The organism is Buchnera aphidicola (Cinara kochiana kochiana) (genome assembly GCF_900698905.1).
In the GTDB taxonomy this organism is placed as follows: Bacteria; Pseudomonadota; Gammaproteobacteria; order Enterobacterales; family Enterobacteriaceae; genus Buchnera_F; species Buchnera_F aphidicola_W.
The window spans coordinates 316951-335748 of the sequence record NZ_LR217707.1; the positions used below are offsets into that span (position 1 = coordinate 316951).

Here is an 18798-nt window from a genome sequence, read left to right on the forward strand (position 1 = left end):
GTTTATTATAATAAAAATATTGATGTTTGTAAAAAATATAATTATATTATAAAAACATATACTAAATACTATATAAAATATCATAAAAATAATATTTTAAAAATAATATAATATTTAAACATTACTTTATTAATAAAAATGATAAAAAATACACGTAAAGATGAAAAAATGTTAGATTTACTAATATTAAATAAAAAAATAAAAAAATTAAAAAATAAAATATTTTTATTAAAAAAAAATACTAATTTTGTACATAATAGTAAAAAAATTCAATCTATTGATATAAAAATAAAAACTTTAACATCCCATAATAACTCTAAATTAATATCAAGATTATATAAACAAAAAAACTTTTTATCTCAAGAAAAAAATACAATAAAAATATTAATAAATAGACTCTATGATATAGAATACTGGATTAAATTATTTAATAAAGAACAAGATCTAGAAATATTAAAAGAAATAAATACACAATATCAAAAATTAACAAAAAAATTACATAAATTAGAAATTTATACTATGTTTAATAATAAACATGATAAAAATAATTGTTATATAGACATACAGTCTGGTTCAGGAGGAATAGAATCACAAGATTGGACAAAAATGTTATTAAAAATGTATTTAAAATATTCATTGAATAAAAAATTTAAAACAAATATCATAACAAAATCAACAGGAGAAATTGGAGGAATAAAATCTATTACATTAAAAATTAAAGGTAACTTTGCATTTGGTTGGTTTCGTACAGAAACAGGAATACACAGATTAGTTCGCAAGAGCCCATTTAACGCAAGTAATAGGCGACATACATCGTTCAGCTCAGTATTTGTATATCCTGAATTAAATAATGATATCAATATAAATATTGAATCAAAAAATTTAAGAATTGATGTCTATCGAGCATCAGGAGCTGGAGGTCAGCATGTGAACCGAACAGAATCCGCAGTACGTATTACACATATACCTTCAGGTATAGTAACACAATGTCAAAATAATCGTTCTCAACATAAAAATAAAAGTACAGCTATAAAACAATTAAAAGCAAAATTGTATAAACTAGAAATAAATAAAAAAAAAATAGAAAAAAAAATCATTAATCAAAATAAACTAGATATTGGTTGGGGAAACCAAATTCGTTCATATATATTAGATGACTCTAGAATAAAAGATATTAGAACAAAAATAGAAAGAAACGATATACACAATGTTTTAAATGGTGATTTAAACCAATTTATCGAAACAAGCTTAAAAATGGGATTATAAAAATAAAAATGCCAAAAATTATTCCGTATATAAAAAAAAAAAATGAAATTAATACAAGAAAAAATAAATTATTACAATTACGTAAATTAGGTTTTAATTTTCCTAATACATTTAATTATACAAATAAAATTCAAGAAATATTGAATACATATAAAAATCATACTAAATATGATCTCAATCAATTAGATCGCATAGTGAAAATTTCAGGAAGAATCATAAAAAAGAGAATTTTAGGGAAAGCTACTTTTTTGGTAATAACAAATAATAATTATGAAATTCAAATATATATAAAAAGTAATCTATTTACAGAAAGTTATTATTTTACTTATATAATAGAATTAGATTTAGGAGATATAATTGGAGTCAAAGGAACCATATTTAAAACAAATACATTAGAATTATCTATTTATTGCCAAAAAATATACTTACTAACTAAATCTTTACGGTCATTACCAGATAAATATCAGGGTTTAAAAAATCAAGAAATCAAATATAGAAAAAGATACTTAGATCTTATCTCTAATACTAATTCTATAAAAATATTTAAAAAAAGATCAATAATTATCTCCAATATTCGTTCTTTTATGAAAAAAAAAGATTTTTTAGAAGTTGAAACACCTATGATGCATCCAATTCCTGGAGGCGCCAATGCAAAACCGTTTACTACCTATCATAATTCTTTGTCAGAAACAATGTATTTAAGAGTCGCTCCCGAACTATATTTGAAAAGATTAATTATTGGAGGATTTGATAAAATTTTTGAAATAAATCGAAATTTTAGGAACGAAGGTTTGTCTACCCAACATAATCCTGAATTTACTATGATGGAAATTTATGATGCTTATAGCAATTATATAGATATGATGTCTCTTTTAGAAGACTTATTTATTTTTTTAATAAAAAAAAATTTTAATTCACATACTATCAAATATGATAACTATCAATTAAATTTTAAAAAACCAATTAAAAAAATGACTATGATTGAAGCAATCTTAAAATTTAATAAAAATATTCAACCATCTGACCTTAATACCGTTGAAAATGCTAAAAAAATAGCAAAAAAACTTTATTTAGATACTAAATTATCTAATTCTCTTGGAGAAATAATTTATTTAATTTTTGAAAAAAAAACAGAAAAAAAAATTATTAATCCTACATTTATAACTGAATATCCAATTGAAATTTCTCCCTTAGCTAGAACAAATACAACAAATAAAAAAATAACAGAACGATTTGAATTTTTTATAGCTGGATATGAAATAGCTAATGGTTTTTCTGAACTAAATGATCCTGAGGAACAAAAAAAACGATTTAAATTACAATTAGCTCAAAAAAAATATACAAATATTTCAAAAAATTTTTACTACGACGAGGATTATATTACCGCCCTAGAGCATGGACTACCGCCCACATCTGGTTTAGGTATAGGTATTGATAGATTAATCATGATATTAACAAATCAAAAAAGTATTAAAGATGTTATACTTTTTCCGATTTTAAAAAAAAAACAATAATATTAAAAAATACTATTATATAGTAAATCTAAAATAAAAAAATATAAAAATAAAAAATTATCTTTAAATATATATAAAATATATATAAAAAAATAAGTTAATATCAATAAAATTATTAACAAATAATATTTCTCATTAAAAACTATAAACTAATACTTATGGAAAATACAAATGTGTAATATACCAAATATACAAAAAAAAATGTTAACACACAACAATATTATGTATTTAATCAAAAAATATAAAACTCCTATATGGGTTTATAATGCCAATATAATCATCAAACAAATAAAAAAATTAGAAAAATTTGATATTATTCGTTTTGCACAAAAATCTTGTTCCAATATACATATTTTAAAACTAATGAAAAAAAATAATGTTAAAATTGATGCTGTTTCATTAGGAGAAATAAAAAGAGCTATTATAGCAGGATTTAAACCAAATAATAACGATATAGTATTTACATCAGATATTTTAGAAAATAAAGTTCTTAGAGAAGTAATTCAAAAAAAAATTCCAGTAAATGCTGGATCAGTAGATATGTTAAAAAAAATAGGAAAAGTATCTCCAGGTCACTCTGTTTGGATTAGAATTAATCCTAAATTCGGTAATGGACATCATATAAAAACTAATACCGGAGGTGATACCAGCAAACATGGAATCTGGAACCCTATAGAAGCATTATCAATTATTAATCAATATAATTTAAATCTTATTGGATTGCATATGCATATTGGATCTGGAGTTAATACAGAAAATCTATATCAAGTTTGTAAATCTATGAAAAAAAATGCTATTCAGTTAAATAAAAAAATAAAATTTATATCTGCGGGAGGTGGATTAAAAATTCCTTATTCAGACCAAGATAAAGAAACAGATATAGAAAATTACTACAATAAATGGAATCATACAAAAAAAATAATCTCTTCTACTTTAAAATGTCCTATTAAATTAGAAATTGAACCAGGTCGATTTTTAGTAGGTCAATCCGGGATATTAATTGCTAAAGTATATACTGTAAAAAATATGGGAAATAATACATTTGTACTAATAAACTCAGGATTTAATGATTTAATAAGACCCACTTTATATGGTAGCTATCACAAAATATCAGTAATGTACCAAAACATAAAAAATAAAAATAATATACCTATGATCAAAAGTATTATTGCTGGACCATTATGTGAATCAGGAGACGTGTTTACAGTAAAAGAAACAGGCATTATATTTCCTAGAATTCTTCCTCAAGTTAGTCCTGGAGACTATATTATTATTCATGATACTGGTGCTTATGGAGCCTCTATGTCATCCAATTATAATAGTAGACCTTTTATTCCAGAGATTTTATATATAAAAGAAAAATTTAAATTAATTAGACGACGCCAAACTATACAAGAAATGTTATCGCTGGAAACATCTATATAAAAAATAACCAATAAATTATCCATAAACAAACTAATTAAATTTTTTATATAAATTATTAAAAATAATGATATTATATTATAATAATAAAAATTAAAATATATTAAAAATAAAATAATTGGTTAAATATAAATATTACTTATGAATATCAATATAATTAAAAAAAAAATATATATAAAAACATGGGGTTGTCAGATGAATGACCATGACTCTTCCATTATTGCTAATATATTAACTAAAAATAATAATTATGTTATTACAAAAATACCAGAAAAATCTGATATTTTAATTTTAAATACATGCTCCATCAGAGAAAAAGCTCAAGAAAAATTATTTCATCAATTAGGACGTTGGAGAAAAATAAAGCAAAAAAAATCTAGTGTATTAATAGCAGTTGGCGGATGCGTAGCTGCTCAAGAAGGAAAAAAAATTTACAAACGCGCTAAATTTGTTGATATTATTTTTGGACCTCAAACTTTACATAAACTACCTAAATTAATTCAGAAATCTTATAAAAATAAAACTTTAATAATTGATATAGAAACACAATCATTAAAAAAATTTAATTATTCCATTAATACGAAAATAAATAAAAAATTTACTTCATTCGTTACCATTATAGAAGGATGCAATAAATATTGTTCTTTCTGCATTGTACCTTATACAAGAGGTGCAGAAGTTAGTAGGAATCAAATAGATATATTATCAGAAATTAAACAACTAGCTAAAATTGGTGTGCGAGAAATAATTTTGTTAGGACAAAATGTAAATGCATATTGTACAGATGATATCATTAATAAAAAAAAATATAGATTTTCAGATTTATTATATTCTATATCAGAAATCCCGAAAATTGATAGAATCAGATATATTACCAGTCACCCAATGGAATTTAGTGATGATATTATAGAAGCTTACAGATATATTCCACAATTAACGAATTTTTTACATTTACCCGTACAAAGCGGATCAAATAAGATTTTAAAATTAATGAAAAGAGGTTATTCAGTAGAAGATTACGAAAATATAGTTTATAAACTAAAATCTATTCGACCTACAATTAGTATAAGTTCTGATTTCATTATCGGTTTTCCTGGAGAAACTCATCATGATTTTCAGCAAACACTACAATTGATTTCAAAAATTAATTTTGATACAAGTTATAGCTTTATATATTCTAAAAGACCAGGTACACGAGCCTCTAAATTAATAGATAATACTCCAATAGAAGAAAAAAAAAATCGACTATTTATACTACAAAAAAAAATTGCACAACAATCTTTTCAGTGGAGAAGAAGAATGTTGGGTACAACTCAATCCGTATTAGTAGAAGGATACACAAAAAATAATACTCAAAATTTATATGGAAGAACAGAAAATAATAGAATTATTTTTTTTAAAGGAAACAGTGAATTAATTGGACAATTTGTATCATTAAAAATAACAGATATCAATTATCATACATATTTAAAAGGACATATTAATTAAAAATTAATAAAATTAAAATAAACAAAATCAACTATAATTTATACAAATAAACTGATTAAAAAAATATGAAAATATATATACAAGTTATATGTAAAAAAAAATATTTTTTCCCAAAAAACAATTTTTTTTATCATGGTTGAAAAAAATATTTTTTTCAAAAAAAATAGAAATTACAATTAGATTAGTAGATATAAAAGAAATAACATACTTAAATAAAAAATATAGAAGAAAAAACATACCCACAAATGTATTATCGTTTCCATCTACAGAAAACATCAATATAAAACATAAATTTTATAATTATATAGGGGATATTATTTTATGTCCAAATTATATTAATAAAGAAGCTTTATTGCTAAAAAAAGATAGACTAGAACATTGGGCGCATATGGTCATTCATTCTACACTACATTTATTACATTATACACATAACAATAAAAAATCAAGAAACAAAATGCAAAATATTGAAAAAGAAATAATGATAAAACTAGGATTTCGTAATCCATATAAATATCACATATAAATTAAAATTAAATATTAAGTTTAATTATATTTATTAATACAATTATGTACACATAGTATCTTTGTTAATGTAATTTATACACAAATATATTAATATATATTTTTATATAAAATATAAAGATATAAATTTAATAAAAAATTATATTAAAAATTTGATATATTAGTATATATACAAAATTATATTATATATAAATCAATATCCAAAATAAATTTATAATTTATTTAATCATTCAAAAATTTATATAAAAATATTTTTTTAAAAATTTAAAAATTAAATTTATTGATAGGAAAATATGGAAGATATTAGTTATAATCCAAAAAAAATAGAATCTGTTGTTCAAAAGCACTGGATAAAAAATAAAACATTTTCTGTAATTGAAGATAAAACGAAAAAAAAATTTTATTGTCTACCTATGATTCCATATCCATCAGGTAAATTGCATATGGGTCACGTTCGCAATTATACAATCAGTGATGTAATTTCACGTTATCAAAGAATGTTAGGAAAAAACGTATTACAGCCAATTGGTTGGGATGCTTTTGGTTTACCGGCCGAAGAAACAGCTATCAAAAAAGGTATTTCACCCCATAAATGGACGCTAAAAAATATTTCCATTATGAAAAAACAACTACAATCACTTGGATTCAGTTATGATTGGAGTAGAGAAATTACTACATGCCAACCTAAATATTATCGCTGGGAACAATCATTTTTTATAAAATTATTCAAAAAAAATCTCGTTTATAAAAAAAAAACTGTAGTAAATTGGTGTAGTGTTGATAATACTGTTCTTGCTAATGAACAAGCTCAAAATGGTCAATGTTGGAGATGCGGATCTAAAATTACGTTTAAAAAAATATCACAGTGGTTTATTAAAATCACCGCATATGCTGAAGAATTACTACAAGATCTAAAATTATTAAACCAATGGCCTAAAGAAGTAATTACTATGCAGAAAAACTGGATAGGAAAATCCGAAGGTATTAAAATAAAATGTAAAATAGAAGATAAAAATTATTTTTTAAACATATATACGACAAAACCTGAAACTATAATGGGTATAACTTTTTTTGCTATATCTATACATCATCCATTAATTTCTACTATTATTAAAAATAATAGTCAAATTAATCAATTTTTAAAAAAAAATATAGACCTTTTCAATACTGATTTTAAAAATAGCAATAATTTATTTGGTATTAATACAAATTTATTGGTATCACATCCTATTACTCACAAAAAAATACCATTATGGATAACAAATTACGTACGACATGATTATGCTACTGGAGCAATTATGGCGGTACCAGGTCATAATAAAATAGATTATTCTTTTGCTAAAATCTATAATATTCCAATTAAATTAATATTTTCTAATATTAATAATAAAAATATAGAAAAAAAAATAATTTTAATAAATTCTTCAAAATTTAATAATTTATCGATAAAACAAGCTCGTAAAAAAATTACCAAAACACTTATTAAAAAAAAAATAGCTAAATTATATAAATATTATAAAATAAAAGATTGGTGTATCTCTCGACAAAGATATTGGGGTACTCCTATTCCTATGATTATTAATCACAAAAATAATATATTACCAGTTCCAGAAACAGAGTTACCAGTTATATTACCCAAATATATACATCAAGATAAATATACACAATCACTAAAGTCATATAATAAATGGCTAAAAACAAAAATATATGGAGAAAAAGTAACCAGAGAAAGTGATACATTTGATACTTTTATGGAATCTTCTTGGTATTATGCGCGATATACTAATACCAATTTTGATACAGATATTTTAGATACTAAATCTACTAAATATTGGTTACCTGTAGACCAGTATATTGGAGGGATTGAACATGCAGTGATGCATTTAATATATTTTAGATTTTATCACAAGTTATTACGTGATTTTGGATACGTTAATTCCCCAGAGCCAGTAAAAAAACTAACCTGTCAGGGTATGGTAATAATAGATTCATTTTATATACAAAACGATGATGGAAGTAAAAAATGGTTATCGCCATCTAAACTAGATATTGATCGAAATAAAAATGGTAAGATTATAAAGATCTCAAAAAAAAATTGTTTACATAAAATTATATATGCTGGTAAAATAAAAATGTCAAAATCTAAAAATAATGGAATTGATCCTCACTTAATTGTTAATCAATATGGTGCTGATACATTACGATTATTTTTAATGTTTGCTGCACCTATACATAAATCACTGGAATGGAATTCCAGCAGCATAATAGGAATGCATAGATTTTTAAAAAAAATATGGACCTTCGTATATACCAATAAAATTAAAAATATCAAAAATTCATCTAATGATATTCTATATAATCAAAAAAATATAAAATATAAATTAAATGATACTATCATTCATGTTACTAATAACATTAAAAACGATAATTCATTCAATACAGCTATTGCGCATATCATGAAATTTTTTAATTATATTGAAGATATGTACAATAAAAATAAAATAAATTATAAAAACTTAAAAAAATCTTTAGAAAGTATTATTAAAATGTTATATCCGTTTACACCACACATTTGTTTTATATTGTGGAAAAAAATAAATGGAAAAAAATATTGTATTGATACCGAAAAATGGCCGTCCATTAATAATAATCTTACTATAAAAAAAACTTCAATAGTTGTTGTACAAATCCATGGAAAAAAAAGAAATATTATTAATATTAAAAATAATTTATCAAAACAGGATGTTATCAACATAATAATAACTAAAAAAGAAATAAAAAAACATTTTTATAATAAAACTATTAAAAAGGTGATTTATATACCCAATAAAGTTATTAACTTTATTTTAGAGACAAATAAAAAATAATATCATGATTATAGATACTATTAATTTAAAAAAATATATATATAAAAATAAAATTTTAACATATATAATATTAGAATCTGAATATATTTTTATAAAAGAAAATAAAGAAATTATTTTTAATTATATTAAAAAAAAAAAAAAAAATCAAAAAAATTAATATAACAATATCTAATAATAATGATTGGAAAAATGTTTTTAATCAATTAAAACAACAAAATTTATTTTCTACAATACAATTATTAAATATAACTATATATGATTCTATTTTGTCTAAAGATTTACAAAATAATTTAAATCGAATAAAGCATTATTCTAATAATAAAGATATAAAAATTTTTAATTTTCCTCATCTCAATAATATTAAATCATATAATCATTTTTTTTCTTGTTATACTAAAAATTTAGGAGTAATAATAAATAATTCATTTTCATACACAAAAAACATACATCAATGGATTCATAATAAAATTAAAAAAAATAATATTAATATTAATTCATCTGCAAAAAATTTTTTATTAATAAATAGCCCCATAAATATAAGCTTATTTTCAAATTTAATAGAAAATATAATATTTTTATATCCAAATACTATAATTACATTAAATATTTTATATAATTATTTTAAAAAAATTCAAATATTTGATTATTATGACTGGATTAAATCAATTGTAGTTACTAATAAAATTCATGCACTTAAAATTTTATTAAAACTAAAAAAACAAAAATATGATTTTAATATTCTAATAAATGCTTATAAAACATTAATTTATATAATTTTATTATATAAAAAAAAATTTTTTATACCAAATAACTATAAAAATTTTATTATTTATAAAAAGAAAATAATGCAATTATCATTATTTTCTTTAATAAAAAAAAATAATATTAAAATAATCTTATTAGCATTAAAAATATTAAAAAAAATTGAATTATGCGTACATCATAATCAAATAGAAATTATTTGGATGCATCTAAAAACACTATCAATTATTTTAGATTAATATATTTTATATATATAAAAAATTATAAATATTTTATTTTTAATAAAACTATATACATGAGAAATATATCATGAAATATACATTAAATTTATTAGGATTACGATGTCCAGAAGTAATCATGACATTACGAAAAACTGCAAGAAAACTAAAAAAAGGACAAAAAATTTTTTTATTAACAGATGATAAATTTAGTAATAAAGATATTATTTTGTTTTGTAGATTTATGAAACATAGATTATTATCTATGTCATCCGATAAAATTCCATATACATATTTAATTGAAATTAAAACAAAATAAATAAAAATAATAATAATAATAAAATTTATTGATTTATTAATATATTTAAAATACGGCGTAACGGTTCAGCTGCTCCCCATAATAATTGATCTCCTACAGAAAATACAGATAAATATTTTTTTCCAATATTTAACTTTTTAATACGACCAATAGGAATATTTAATGTACCAGTGACTTGTAATGGATTTAATTCATTCATTGTAGAATCAAAGTTATTATCTACAACTTGTACCCATGAATTATGTGAAGAAAGTAAAGATTTAATTGATTCTACAGAAATATCATGGCGTAATTTTATCGTAAAAGATTGACTATGACACCGTAAGGAAGGCACTCTAACGCATACTCCATCAATAAGAATATTCTTTTTAGAATTTAATATTTTATTAGTTTCCACAGTACCTTTCCATTCTTCCCTGGTTTGACCATTATTCATAGATGTATCAATCCATGGAAATAAATTTCCTAATAACGGTCCTTTTAATTTCGTATTAGAATAATTAATCTTATTTAGCGAAGAAGTAAATATTTTTTCTATTTCTAGTATAGATTTTTTTGATGATAAATATACAGAAATATCTTTATAGACATAACCTATTTGTTTTAATAACTCTAACATACTCTGAGAGCCACTACCCGAAACAGATTGATATGTAGATACAGAAATCCATTTAATAAGATCTTGCGCAAATAAACCCCCTAAAGCCATTAACATCAAACTAACTGTACAATTTCCGCCAACAAATGTTTTAATACCTTTCTCTATACCCAATTGAATATCATTAAAATTAATTGGATCTAACACAATAATTGATTTCTTATCCATTCTCAAATAAGAAGATGCATCAATCCAATAACCTTTCCACCCAATATCTTGTAATTTTGTATAAATTTTTTTAGTATATTTTTCTCCCTGACATGAAATAATGATATCTAATGTAGTTAAATATTCAATATTATATGCATCTTCTAAACGTGAAGAAACTCGGTTCAATACGTTTGGCGGCATACCATATATCTGTGATGTAGTAAAAAATACTGAATTAAAATTTAAAAAGTCATTATTTTTCTGTAAACGATCCAATAAAACTGATCCTACCATTCCCCTCCACCCAACAAAACCTACTAATTTTTTCATAATAATAATTCTCAATATTAAAATAAACATAATAAATATTAAATATAATCTATTGATATCACTAAATCAAATATTTAATATTATATTAACTAGAGTAACCAGAGTAACTACAATATAAAAATTTTTATATTAACTATAATATTAATATATAATATTTTATAAATTTTATATTTATAAAATAAAACATAATATTAAAATATTATTTTGACAATATAAATATTATTTATATTATTAAAAATATTATCAAATATATTATGAAAATCAATTATATTAATTACATAGATGTTTCATCTATATTATTAATTTTATTATATTTTCCAATATAATGAAAGCAAATAAATTAAAATTACTTAAAATTTTTATATAAAAACATAACAAATTATTATTTATATTTAATAAATAAAATATAAAAAATTTAAAAAACAAGTTATCAACATAACATATATTATATTAATAATAATTAATATTAAATAATACTATATACGCATATAGAAATAATATGATATATGTAGTATATATATCATATTTATCCAATAAGACGGATAATCAAAAATTGAATATACTATATCTAGACTAAAAATTCATGACTTGCTGTATAGTTTTTATTATTAAAAATATTTCACATATATAAAATATAAGGATAAAAGAATGTTACATATGAAAGACCTCGACTTAAAAAATAAACGAGTATTCATTAGATTAGATCTAAATGTTCCTTTAAATAAAGGTAAAATAATATCTAGCGAACGAATTGATCGAGCACTTCCAACAATAAAATTAGCATTAAAAAAAAATGCAAAAATAATAATAGCCTCGCATTTAGGTAGACCAACAGAAGGACAATATGATAAAAAATTTTCTTTATTTCCTATTTTTATATATTTAAAGAAAAAACTAATTGGAGTAAATATAACTTTTATTAAAAAATATTTAAAAGGAATTGATATAGATTCTCATCAAATAGTAGTATTAGAAAATGTTAGATTTAACCTTGGAGAAACAACTAATAATATCGATTTATCTAAAAAATACGCTAATTTATGCGATATATTTGTTATGGATGCTTTTGCCACAGCTCATCGAATAGAATCATCAACATATGGTATTTGTGATTTTGTAAAGCAATCATGTATAGGTCCATTACTATATTCAGAAATAAAAATATTAAAAAGTATATTAAATAAATCAAAACATCCCATAGTCACAATTATAGGTGGAGCAAAAATATCAACCAAATTTAAATTATTAAGTTCATTATTAAAGATTACAGACACAATGTTATTAGGTGGAGGTATTGCTAATACATTTATTTCTATGTTTCATCCTGTTGGAAAATCGCTATACGAAATAAATTTTAAAAATAAAGCAAAAATTTTATACAAAACAAAAAAAATATTTTTACCAATAGATTCTCGTGTTAGTACATCGTATTCTATAAATTCTATCGCAACAATAAAATCAGTTTCAAATATACTACCCAATGAAGAAATATTAGATATAGGAAATGAAACAATTAAAAAATATAAAAAAATTATTAAACAAGCTAAAACAATATTGTGGAATGGTCCTATGGGTGTATTTGAGTTTCCAAATTTTAGAAAAGGAACAGAGGAAATCGCAAAATCAATTGCAAATAGCACTGCTTTTTCTGTTGCTGGAGGAGGAGATACAATCGCTGTTATTGATTTATTCAATATATATAATAAAATTTCTTATATTTCTACTGGTGGAGGTGCATTTTTAGAATTTATAGAGCATAAAACACTACCTATTCTTGAAAAATTTAAAAAACAATAAATTATATAATTTACTATTATTTAATTGAAATATTAAAAATAAAATACATAAGGAATAAAATAATGACATGTAGAATTTTTAATTCTGTTAAACCCGGAGTATTAAATGCCGATGAAATAAAATTTATATTTTCATTAGCTAAAAAATACAAATTCGCTATACCAGCAATAAATTGCATTAATACTGATTCAATCAATGGTGTATTAGAATCAGCTTCACAAATGAAATCTCCTGTTATTATTCAATTTTCATATGGCGGAGCATTATTTTTAAGTGGATTAGGATTACCCAAAAATCATACCAATGCAATAATAGGAGCTATATCCGGAGCACAACATGTTCATTTAATGTCCCAATATTATAATGTGCCAGTAATATTACATACCGATCACTGCGAATTTGATCATCTTGCATGGATTGACGGGCTAATTGCTGAAGGTAAAAAATTTTTTAAAAAAAATCAACGTCCATTATTCTCTTCTCATATGATAGATTTATCAAAAAAAAATATTAAAAACAATATTAATATTTCATCAAAGTATTTAAAAAAAATAACTAAATTAAATATGATGTTAGAAATGGAATTAGGATGTACAGGAGGGGAAGAAGACGGAATCAATAATACAAATATCAATAAAGAATTATTATATACTGATACAAAAGATATTTTTTATACATTTGAAAAATTAAATAAAATTAGTAATAATTTTTTTATTGCAGCAGCATTTGGTAATGTGCATGGTGTATATCAATCCGGTCAAGTATCATTAAAACCTTCTATTTTAAAAAAAGCACAAAAATATATTAGTACTATAAAAAAATTACCCAAAAATCCATTAAATTTCGTTTTTCATGGAGGATCCGGCACCAGTACTCATGATATCAAGAAATCTATTAATTATGGAGTTGTTAAATTCAATATTGATACTGATATACAGTGGAATTACTGGAAAGGAATATTGAATTTTTATTTAAATAATAAACAATATTTACATAGCCAATTAGGAAATGATCAAGGAAAAGATCAACCTAATAAGAAATATTATGATCCCCGAATATGGTTAAGACAAGCACAAAAAAATTCAATTCAATATTTAAAAAAAATGTTTATAACATTAAATTCTTGTAATACATTATAAAATTTAATAAATATATATTATTATTGTGAAAAAATAAAATCATGATATCATTGTATATCATTTTTATCATTTAAAATAAATATAAATTATTATTTATTATGAAAAAATTTGTTAATAAATAATGCCATCTAGTATGGTAAAATTAATTAAAATTATAAATTAATTTTTATTATTAATAACAAATAAAAATATTTATTTTCAAAAATCTATAAAAAATAGAACATGCGCAAAAAAATTTTTGCTATAAAACAAATAATAAAAGCATTACATATAGTAGATTATATAAATAATATTGGTTTTTGTTTTTTATTAAATAAACAAACATTTTTATCTTATCTAATAAATTTATCTTTTGCAATTATAGTAATCACTGTAGGTTTTTTTATTAGTCAATTTTTTGCAAATGGAACTCAAAAATTATTTTCTGTACATCAAATAGATAACACTATTTCTGGATTTTTATCTACTTTAGCTCGCTATATCGTTATTATTTTTACAGGTATAATAGCGTTAGGGCAAGTTGGTGTACAAACAAATTCAATTATCGCTATTATAGGAGCTGCTGGAATGGCAATTGGATTAGCATTACAAGGATCTCTATCAAATTTTGCAGCAGGCGTATTATTAGTTCTATTAAGACCACTTCGAATCAATGAATATGTTAATTTAGGCAATGCTGCTGGAACTGTACTAAATATACATATATTTTATACCACATTAAAAACACTAGATGGAAAAATTATAGTAATACCGAATGGAAGAATTGTTGCTGGCAATATTATCAATTATTCTCGCGAGCCAATTCGAAGAAACCAATTTGTTATCAATGTTGCATACGATTCAGATGTAGATTTAGTAATTTCAGTATTACAAGCAGTTCTTGATAAAGAAGAACGTGTATTAAAACATCCGGGTAATTTCGTTGGATTAAATGAATTCTCTCCATCTTCATTAAAATTTGTTGTTAAATGCTGGTGTCATACAAAAGAATTAAATGCAGTATACTCAGATTTAATGTTAAAATTTAAAAAAGCACTAGACCAACATAACATTACTATACCATATTCTAAAATGGATATTTATTTATATAAAAAAATACATAAAATATTAAAAATAAATAAAAAAAAAATACAGAAAGAAAGAAAAAATAATATATAATAAAAATATTAGCGCAGAATCCTTAATTCTGCGCCTTAAACGTGATACAAATCATTTAATGGAAAATTATGTTAAAAATATATAAATCAAATCAAATAAATTTTCTTCTTAATAAAATTTGTACAAAAATAAAATCTAATAAAAATATCTTAAAAAAAGAAACAATTTTAATTCATGATAATTATATCAAACAATGGCTAGAAATTCGTATCTCTCAAAAAATAGATATTTGTATGAATGTACAATATTCTATTATTTCAGAATTTTTTATTAATTTAATAGAAAGAATTAATTATACATCAGATAATATACAAGTCAGTATATTTAAAAAAGAACATCTTAAATGGATTTTGATGTCCATCATTGATAATGATAATGATTCATTATTTTTAAAAAAATCTGGTATTTTATATAAAAACGAAGAATTTTGTTCTCAAATGGCAAATATTTTTATTAAATATATTTTTTTACAACCAAAATTAATATATCAATGGGAAAAAAAAAAAAAAAATAATATTTTATCACCCTTACATATATGGCAAAAAAAATTATGGAATTTAATAATAGAAAAAATAAAAAATTTTAAACAAAAAAATTTAACCGAAACAATCAATAACATCTATAAAGATAAAAAAAAATCCTATTTTTCTAAATTTATTCCTAATAATATTTTTATATTCTCTCAAAATCCTATAAATCCATTTATTCAAATCATTTTGCACGCAATTCAAAATTTTACTTCAATATATTTATTTCAATATCAATATAACAAAAATAACAATACAAATTCTGCAATTTCATTATTAAAAAAAAAAACAAAAAAAAGTTATATTAAAAAAAATTTTTTTTTTATCAAAAAATAGATACAAAAACTATTTTATACATTTTAAAACAAGATTTATTTAAAAATTTACCGGAATCTAATCAATCTAGATTTATATCATATCAAAAAGATTATTCTTTTTCTATTCATAGATGTTGTTCATATTTACAAGAAATCCAAGTATTATATAAATGTATAATTAATATATTAAATATTGACCAAAAATTAAAATTAAATGATATACTGATTACAGCAACTAATATAAAACCATATATTCTATACATTAATAGAGTATTTGATCCCTTACTAAAAAATAACCGTATCATTTATAACTCTAATAAAAAAAATACACTTAAAAAAAATATTATTTTAACTATAAAAAATTTATTTAAAGTTAAGGATAATTGTTTTCAATATTCATGGATTTTATCTCTTTTAAACACAAAATTTTTGAGACAAAAATTTTTTATAAAATCTAGTGATATTAAAATTATTTATAAATTTATATCTGATTTAAAAATTCAATTTGGATTTGATAAACATCAATTTAAAAAAATGTCTATTCCTAATCTTCACACATATTCATGGAATTATGCAATTGATCGAATTACTTCTGGGTATTGGCTAAACAAAACATATTCCGTATGGAACAATATTTCTATATATAGCGTATCTCATAAAAAAGGTAACTTATTATTAGGTAATTTTATTAACTTAATAATAACTTTAAATAAATTTAGAAACAAAATATTAAATAAAAAATTATTAAAAAATTGGTTAAATATTATTTCGCAAATAATTAATGATTTCTTTAATATACCAATAAAATATAAAAAATTTTTTTTCATGCTAGAAAAAATATGGAAAAAAATTATATCTAACGGAGTTATTACGCAATATACAAAAAAAATATCTATTTCTATTATAGTTAAAAAATTTCTCAGATATAATTTCTCTTTATTTAATGAAGATACTTTTATGTCAGGTAGCATAAATATTGCAAAATTAAATAATATTAGAATAATTCCATTTAAAATGATTTGCGTATTAGGATGTATGCAAGGAAACATTCCAAAAATAGAAAAAACAAATATATTAAATATAATAGATACAAATATATCTCAAAGTAAACCAAATATTCTTTTTGAAACAATTATGTCGTCTCAAAAATATTTTTTTTGTAGTTATATAAATACAAAAATAGAAAATCAAACTAATTATGCATCACAATATATTGTAGATATAATTAATTATATAAAAAAAAATTTTTATATTAAATCTAATCAAACATTTAAAAAAAATATCAGTATTATCAACAATATTCATTTTAAATATAATGATGAATTATATAATTCATATTTACTATATGAAAATACAGAAAAATTTTCAAAAAGCAAAAAAAATAAATATAAAAAAAATCAAATAATTATTAAAAAAAATATATCAATAAAAAAATTAATAAGTTTTTGGAAAAATCCTATTAATTATTTTTTTAAAAAAAAATTACACATGCATTATATTAATGATAATATAAAAAAAATAAGTGAAAATGAATTATTTACTATACATCCTACAGATAAATATTTCATTAATAAAAAAATATTAAAATATAAAATTTTAAAAAAAAAAACTAATTTATTGTTTAAAAAATTTCAATTACAAAATAAAGTACCTCACGGATATTTAGGAAAAATTTTATGGAAAATAGAAGAAAAAAAAATACAAAAATTAGCTAATAAAATCAATAAAACCAAAAACTATTCAAAAAAAATGAATATAAAATTAAAGATAAACAAATATTTATTATTAGGAAAAATTAAAGAAATCAATAAATCTGGTTTAATTCGCTGGTCTGCTAATAAAATTAACTATAAAAAAATAATATCAACATGGATAGAACACATAATTTTTTGTACATTAAAACATTATAAAAAAAGTACATTATTAGGAATAAATAACTCTATTATAGAATTTGATCCTATTAAAGAAAAACAAGCCAAAAAATATTTAAAACAATATATTCAAGGATATTTAGATGGAATTAAAAAACCTATTTTAATATTAAAATCTGGAATTATTTGGTTACAATCAATATTTTTAAAAAAAATAAATACACTTAAGAAAGACAGCAAAAGTCATTTAATTGCTAAAAAAAATTTTTTGAAAACATGGAACGGTGATTTTTTTTATATCGGTGAAAAAAAAAATATTTATGTAAATAAGATAATTCCGTGTATGGATATTATAAAAATGAATAAAATATGTAATACTTGTATTTATTGGTTGTTACCAATTTTAAAACACTCTAATCTTAAAAAATATCATTTTAAATAATGTGTTTATAATTATATCAATAAATCTATCA

Annotated in this window: 14 protein-coding genes; 13 read left to right on the plus strand and 1 reads right to left on the minus strand. The window is 21.2% G+C overall.

What is annotated here, in order from left to right; translation table 11 throughout:
* Positions 1-168: 168 nt before the first annotated feature.
* From prfB to tusA, 8 genes are all read left to right on the plus strand, one after another.
* Positions 169-1266 carry a peptide chain release factor 2 gene (gene prfB / locus BUCIKOCA2762_RS01390; protein ID WP_154028704.1) on the plus strand — a complete coding sequence of 366 codons (1098 nt, stop codon included), beginning with the start codon at positions 169-171 and terminating at the stop codon, positions 1264-1266.
* A gap of 8 nt (positions 1267-1274) precedes the next feature.
* The gene (gene lysS, locus BUCIKOCA2762_RS01395) at positions 1275-2780 is read left to right on the plus strand and encodes a lysine--tRNA ligase (protein WP_154028706.1); all 1506 of its coding nucleotides are present in this window, start codon (positions 1275-1277) and stop codon (positions 2778-2780) included.
* 171 nt (positions 2781-2951) lie between these two features.
* A complete protein-coding gene (gene lysA / locus BUCIKOCA2762_RS01400; RefSeq protein WP_154028708.1) occupies positions 2952-4205 on the plus strand; it encodes a diaminopimelate decarboxylase in 1254 nt (417 codons plus the stop codon).
* Between the two features lie 138 nt (positions 4206-4343).
* On the plus strand, positions 4344-5690 hold the full coding sequence (miaB, locus tag BUCIKOCA2762_RS01405) for a tRNA (N6-isopentenyl adenosine(37)-C2)-methylthiotransferase MiaB (protein WP_154028710.1): 1347 nt from the start codon (positions 4344-4346) through the stop codon (positions 5688-5690).
* 136 nt (positions 5691-5826) lie between these two features.
* A complete protein-coding gene (gene ybeY / locus BUCIKOCA2762_RS01410; protein ID WP_172598358.1) occupies positions 5827-6213 on the plus strand; it encodes an rRNA maturation RNase YbeY in 387 nt (128 codons plus the stop codon).
* A gap of 292 nt (positions 6214-6505) precedes the next feature.
* Positions 6506-9079: a leucine--tRNA ligase gene (gene leuS / locus BUCIKOCA2762_RS01415; RefSeq protein ID WP_154028714.1), complete on the plus strand. Its 2574-nt coding sequence runs from the start codon at positions 6506-6508 to the stop codon at positions 9077-9079.
* A 266-nt stretch (positions 9080-9345) separates the two neighbouring features.
* Positions 9346-10080, plus strand: a complete 735-nt coding sequence (locus BUCIKOCA2762_RS01420; RefSeq protein WP_154028716.1) for a hypothetical protein — start codon at positions 9346-9348, stop codon at positions 10078-10080.
* A gap of 70 nt (positions 10081-10150) precedes the next feature.
* The gene (gene tusA / locus BUCIKOCA2762_RS01425; RefSeq protein WP_154028717.1) at positions 10151-10378 is read left to right on the plus strand and encodes a sulfurtransferase TusA; all 228 of its coding nucleotides are present in this window, start codon (positions 10151-10153) and stop codon (positions 10376-10378) included.
* A 25-nt stretch (positions 10379-10403) separates the two neighbouring features.
* Here tusA and asd read toward each other — a convergent pair whose 3' ends face one another.
* Positions 10404-11516, minus strand: a complete 1113-nt coding sequence (asd, locus tag BUCIKOCA2762_RS01430) for an aspartate-semialdehyde dehydrogenase (RefSeq protein WP_154028720.1) — start codon at positions 11514-11516, stop codon at positions 10404-10406.
* Between the two features lie 648 nt (positions 11517-12164).
* On the opposite strand from asd, the gene BUCIKOCA2762_RS01435 reads away from it, so the two are divergent.
* From BUCIKOCA2762_RS01435 to BUCIKOCA2762_RS01455, 5 genes are all read left to right on the plus strand, one after another.
* Positions 12165-13313 (plus strand): phosphoglycerate kinase, encoded by a 1149-nt coding sequence (locus BUCIKOCA2762_RS01435; protein WP_154028722.1) that lies wholly within the window; start codon positions 12165-12167, stop codon positions 13311-13313.
* A 62-nt stretch (positions 13314-13375) separates the two neighbouring features.
* On the plus strand, positions 13376-14452 hold the full coding sequence (fbaA, locus tag BUCIKOCA2762_RS01440) for a class II fructose-bisphosphate aldolase (protein WP_154028724.1): 1077 nt from the start codon (positions 13376-13378) through the stop codon (positions 14450-14452).
* A 222-nt stretch (positions 14453-14674) separates the two neighbouring features.
* Complete coding sequence (gene mscS, locus BUCIKOCA2762_RS01445) at positions 14675-15610, plus strand: small-conductance mechanosensitive channel MscS (RefSeq protein ID WP_154028726.1); 936 nt, start codon at positions 14675-14677, stop codon at positions 15608-15610.
* Positions 15611-15678: 68 nt separating this feature from the next.
* On the plus strand, positions 15679-16473 hold the full coding sequence (locus BUCIKOCA2762_RS01450; RefSeq protein WP_154028728.1) for an exodeoxyribonuclease V subunit gamma: 795 nt from the start codon (positions 15679-15681) through the stop codon (positions 16471-16473).
* A gap of 410 nt (positions 16474-16883) precedes the next feature.
* Positions 16884-18767 (plus strand): exodeoxyribonuclease V subunit gamma, encoded by a 1884-nt coding sequence (locus BUCIKOCA2762_RS01455; protein WP_172598359.1) that lies wholly within the window; start codon positions 16884-16886, stop codon positions 18765-18767.
* The last annotated feature ends 31 nt before the right edge of the window (positions 18768-18798 follow it).

What these genes read in the sequence shown, in the direction of transcription:
- prfB (WP_154028704.1), top strand. Translation starts at nt 169, where the DNA reads ATGTTAGATTTACTAATATTAAATAAAAAAATAAAAAAATTAAAAAAT.
- lysS (WP_154028706.1), top strand. Translation starts at nt 1,275, where the DNA reads ATGCCAAAAATTATTCCGTATATAAAAAAAAAAAATGAAATTAATACA.
- lysA (WP_154028708.1), top strand. Translation starts at nt 2,952, where the DNA reads ATGTGTAATATACCAAATATACAAAAAAAAATGTTAACACACAACAAT.
- miaB (WP_154028710.1), top strand. Translation starts at nt 4,344, where the DNA reads ATGAATATCAATATAATTAAAAAAAAAATATATATAAAAACATGGGGT.
- leuS (WP_154028714.1), top strand. Translation starts at nt 6,506, where the DNA reads ATGGAAGATATTAGTTATAATCCAAAAAAAATAGAATCTGTTGTTCAA.
- tusA (WP_154028717.1), top strand. Translation starts at nt 10,151, where the DNA reads ATGAAATATACATTAAATTTATTAGGATTACGATGTCCAGAAGTAATC.
- asd (WP_154028720.1), bottom strand. Translation starts at nt 11,516, where the DNA reads ATGAAAAAATTAGTAGGTTTTGTTGGGTGGAGGGGAATGGTAGGATCA.
- BUCIKOCA2762_RS01435 (WP_154028722.1), top strand. Translation starts at nt 12,165, where the DNA reads ATGTTACATATGAAAGACCTCGACTTAAAAAATAAACGAGTATTCATT.
- fbaA (WP_154028724.1), top strand. Translation starts at nt 13,376, where the DNA reads ATGACATGTAGAATTTTTAATTCTGTTAAACCCGGAGTATTAAATGCC.
- mscS (WP_154028726.1), top strand. Translation starts at nt 14,675, where the DNA reads ATGCGCAAAAAAATTTTTGCTATAAAACAAATAATAAAAGCATTACAT.
- BUCIKOCA2762_RS01450 (WP_154028728.1), top strand. Translation starts at nt 15,679, where the DNA reads ATGTTAAAAATATATAAATCAAATCAAATAAATTTTCTTCTTAATAAA.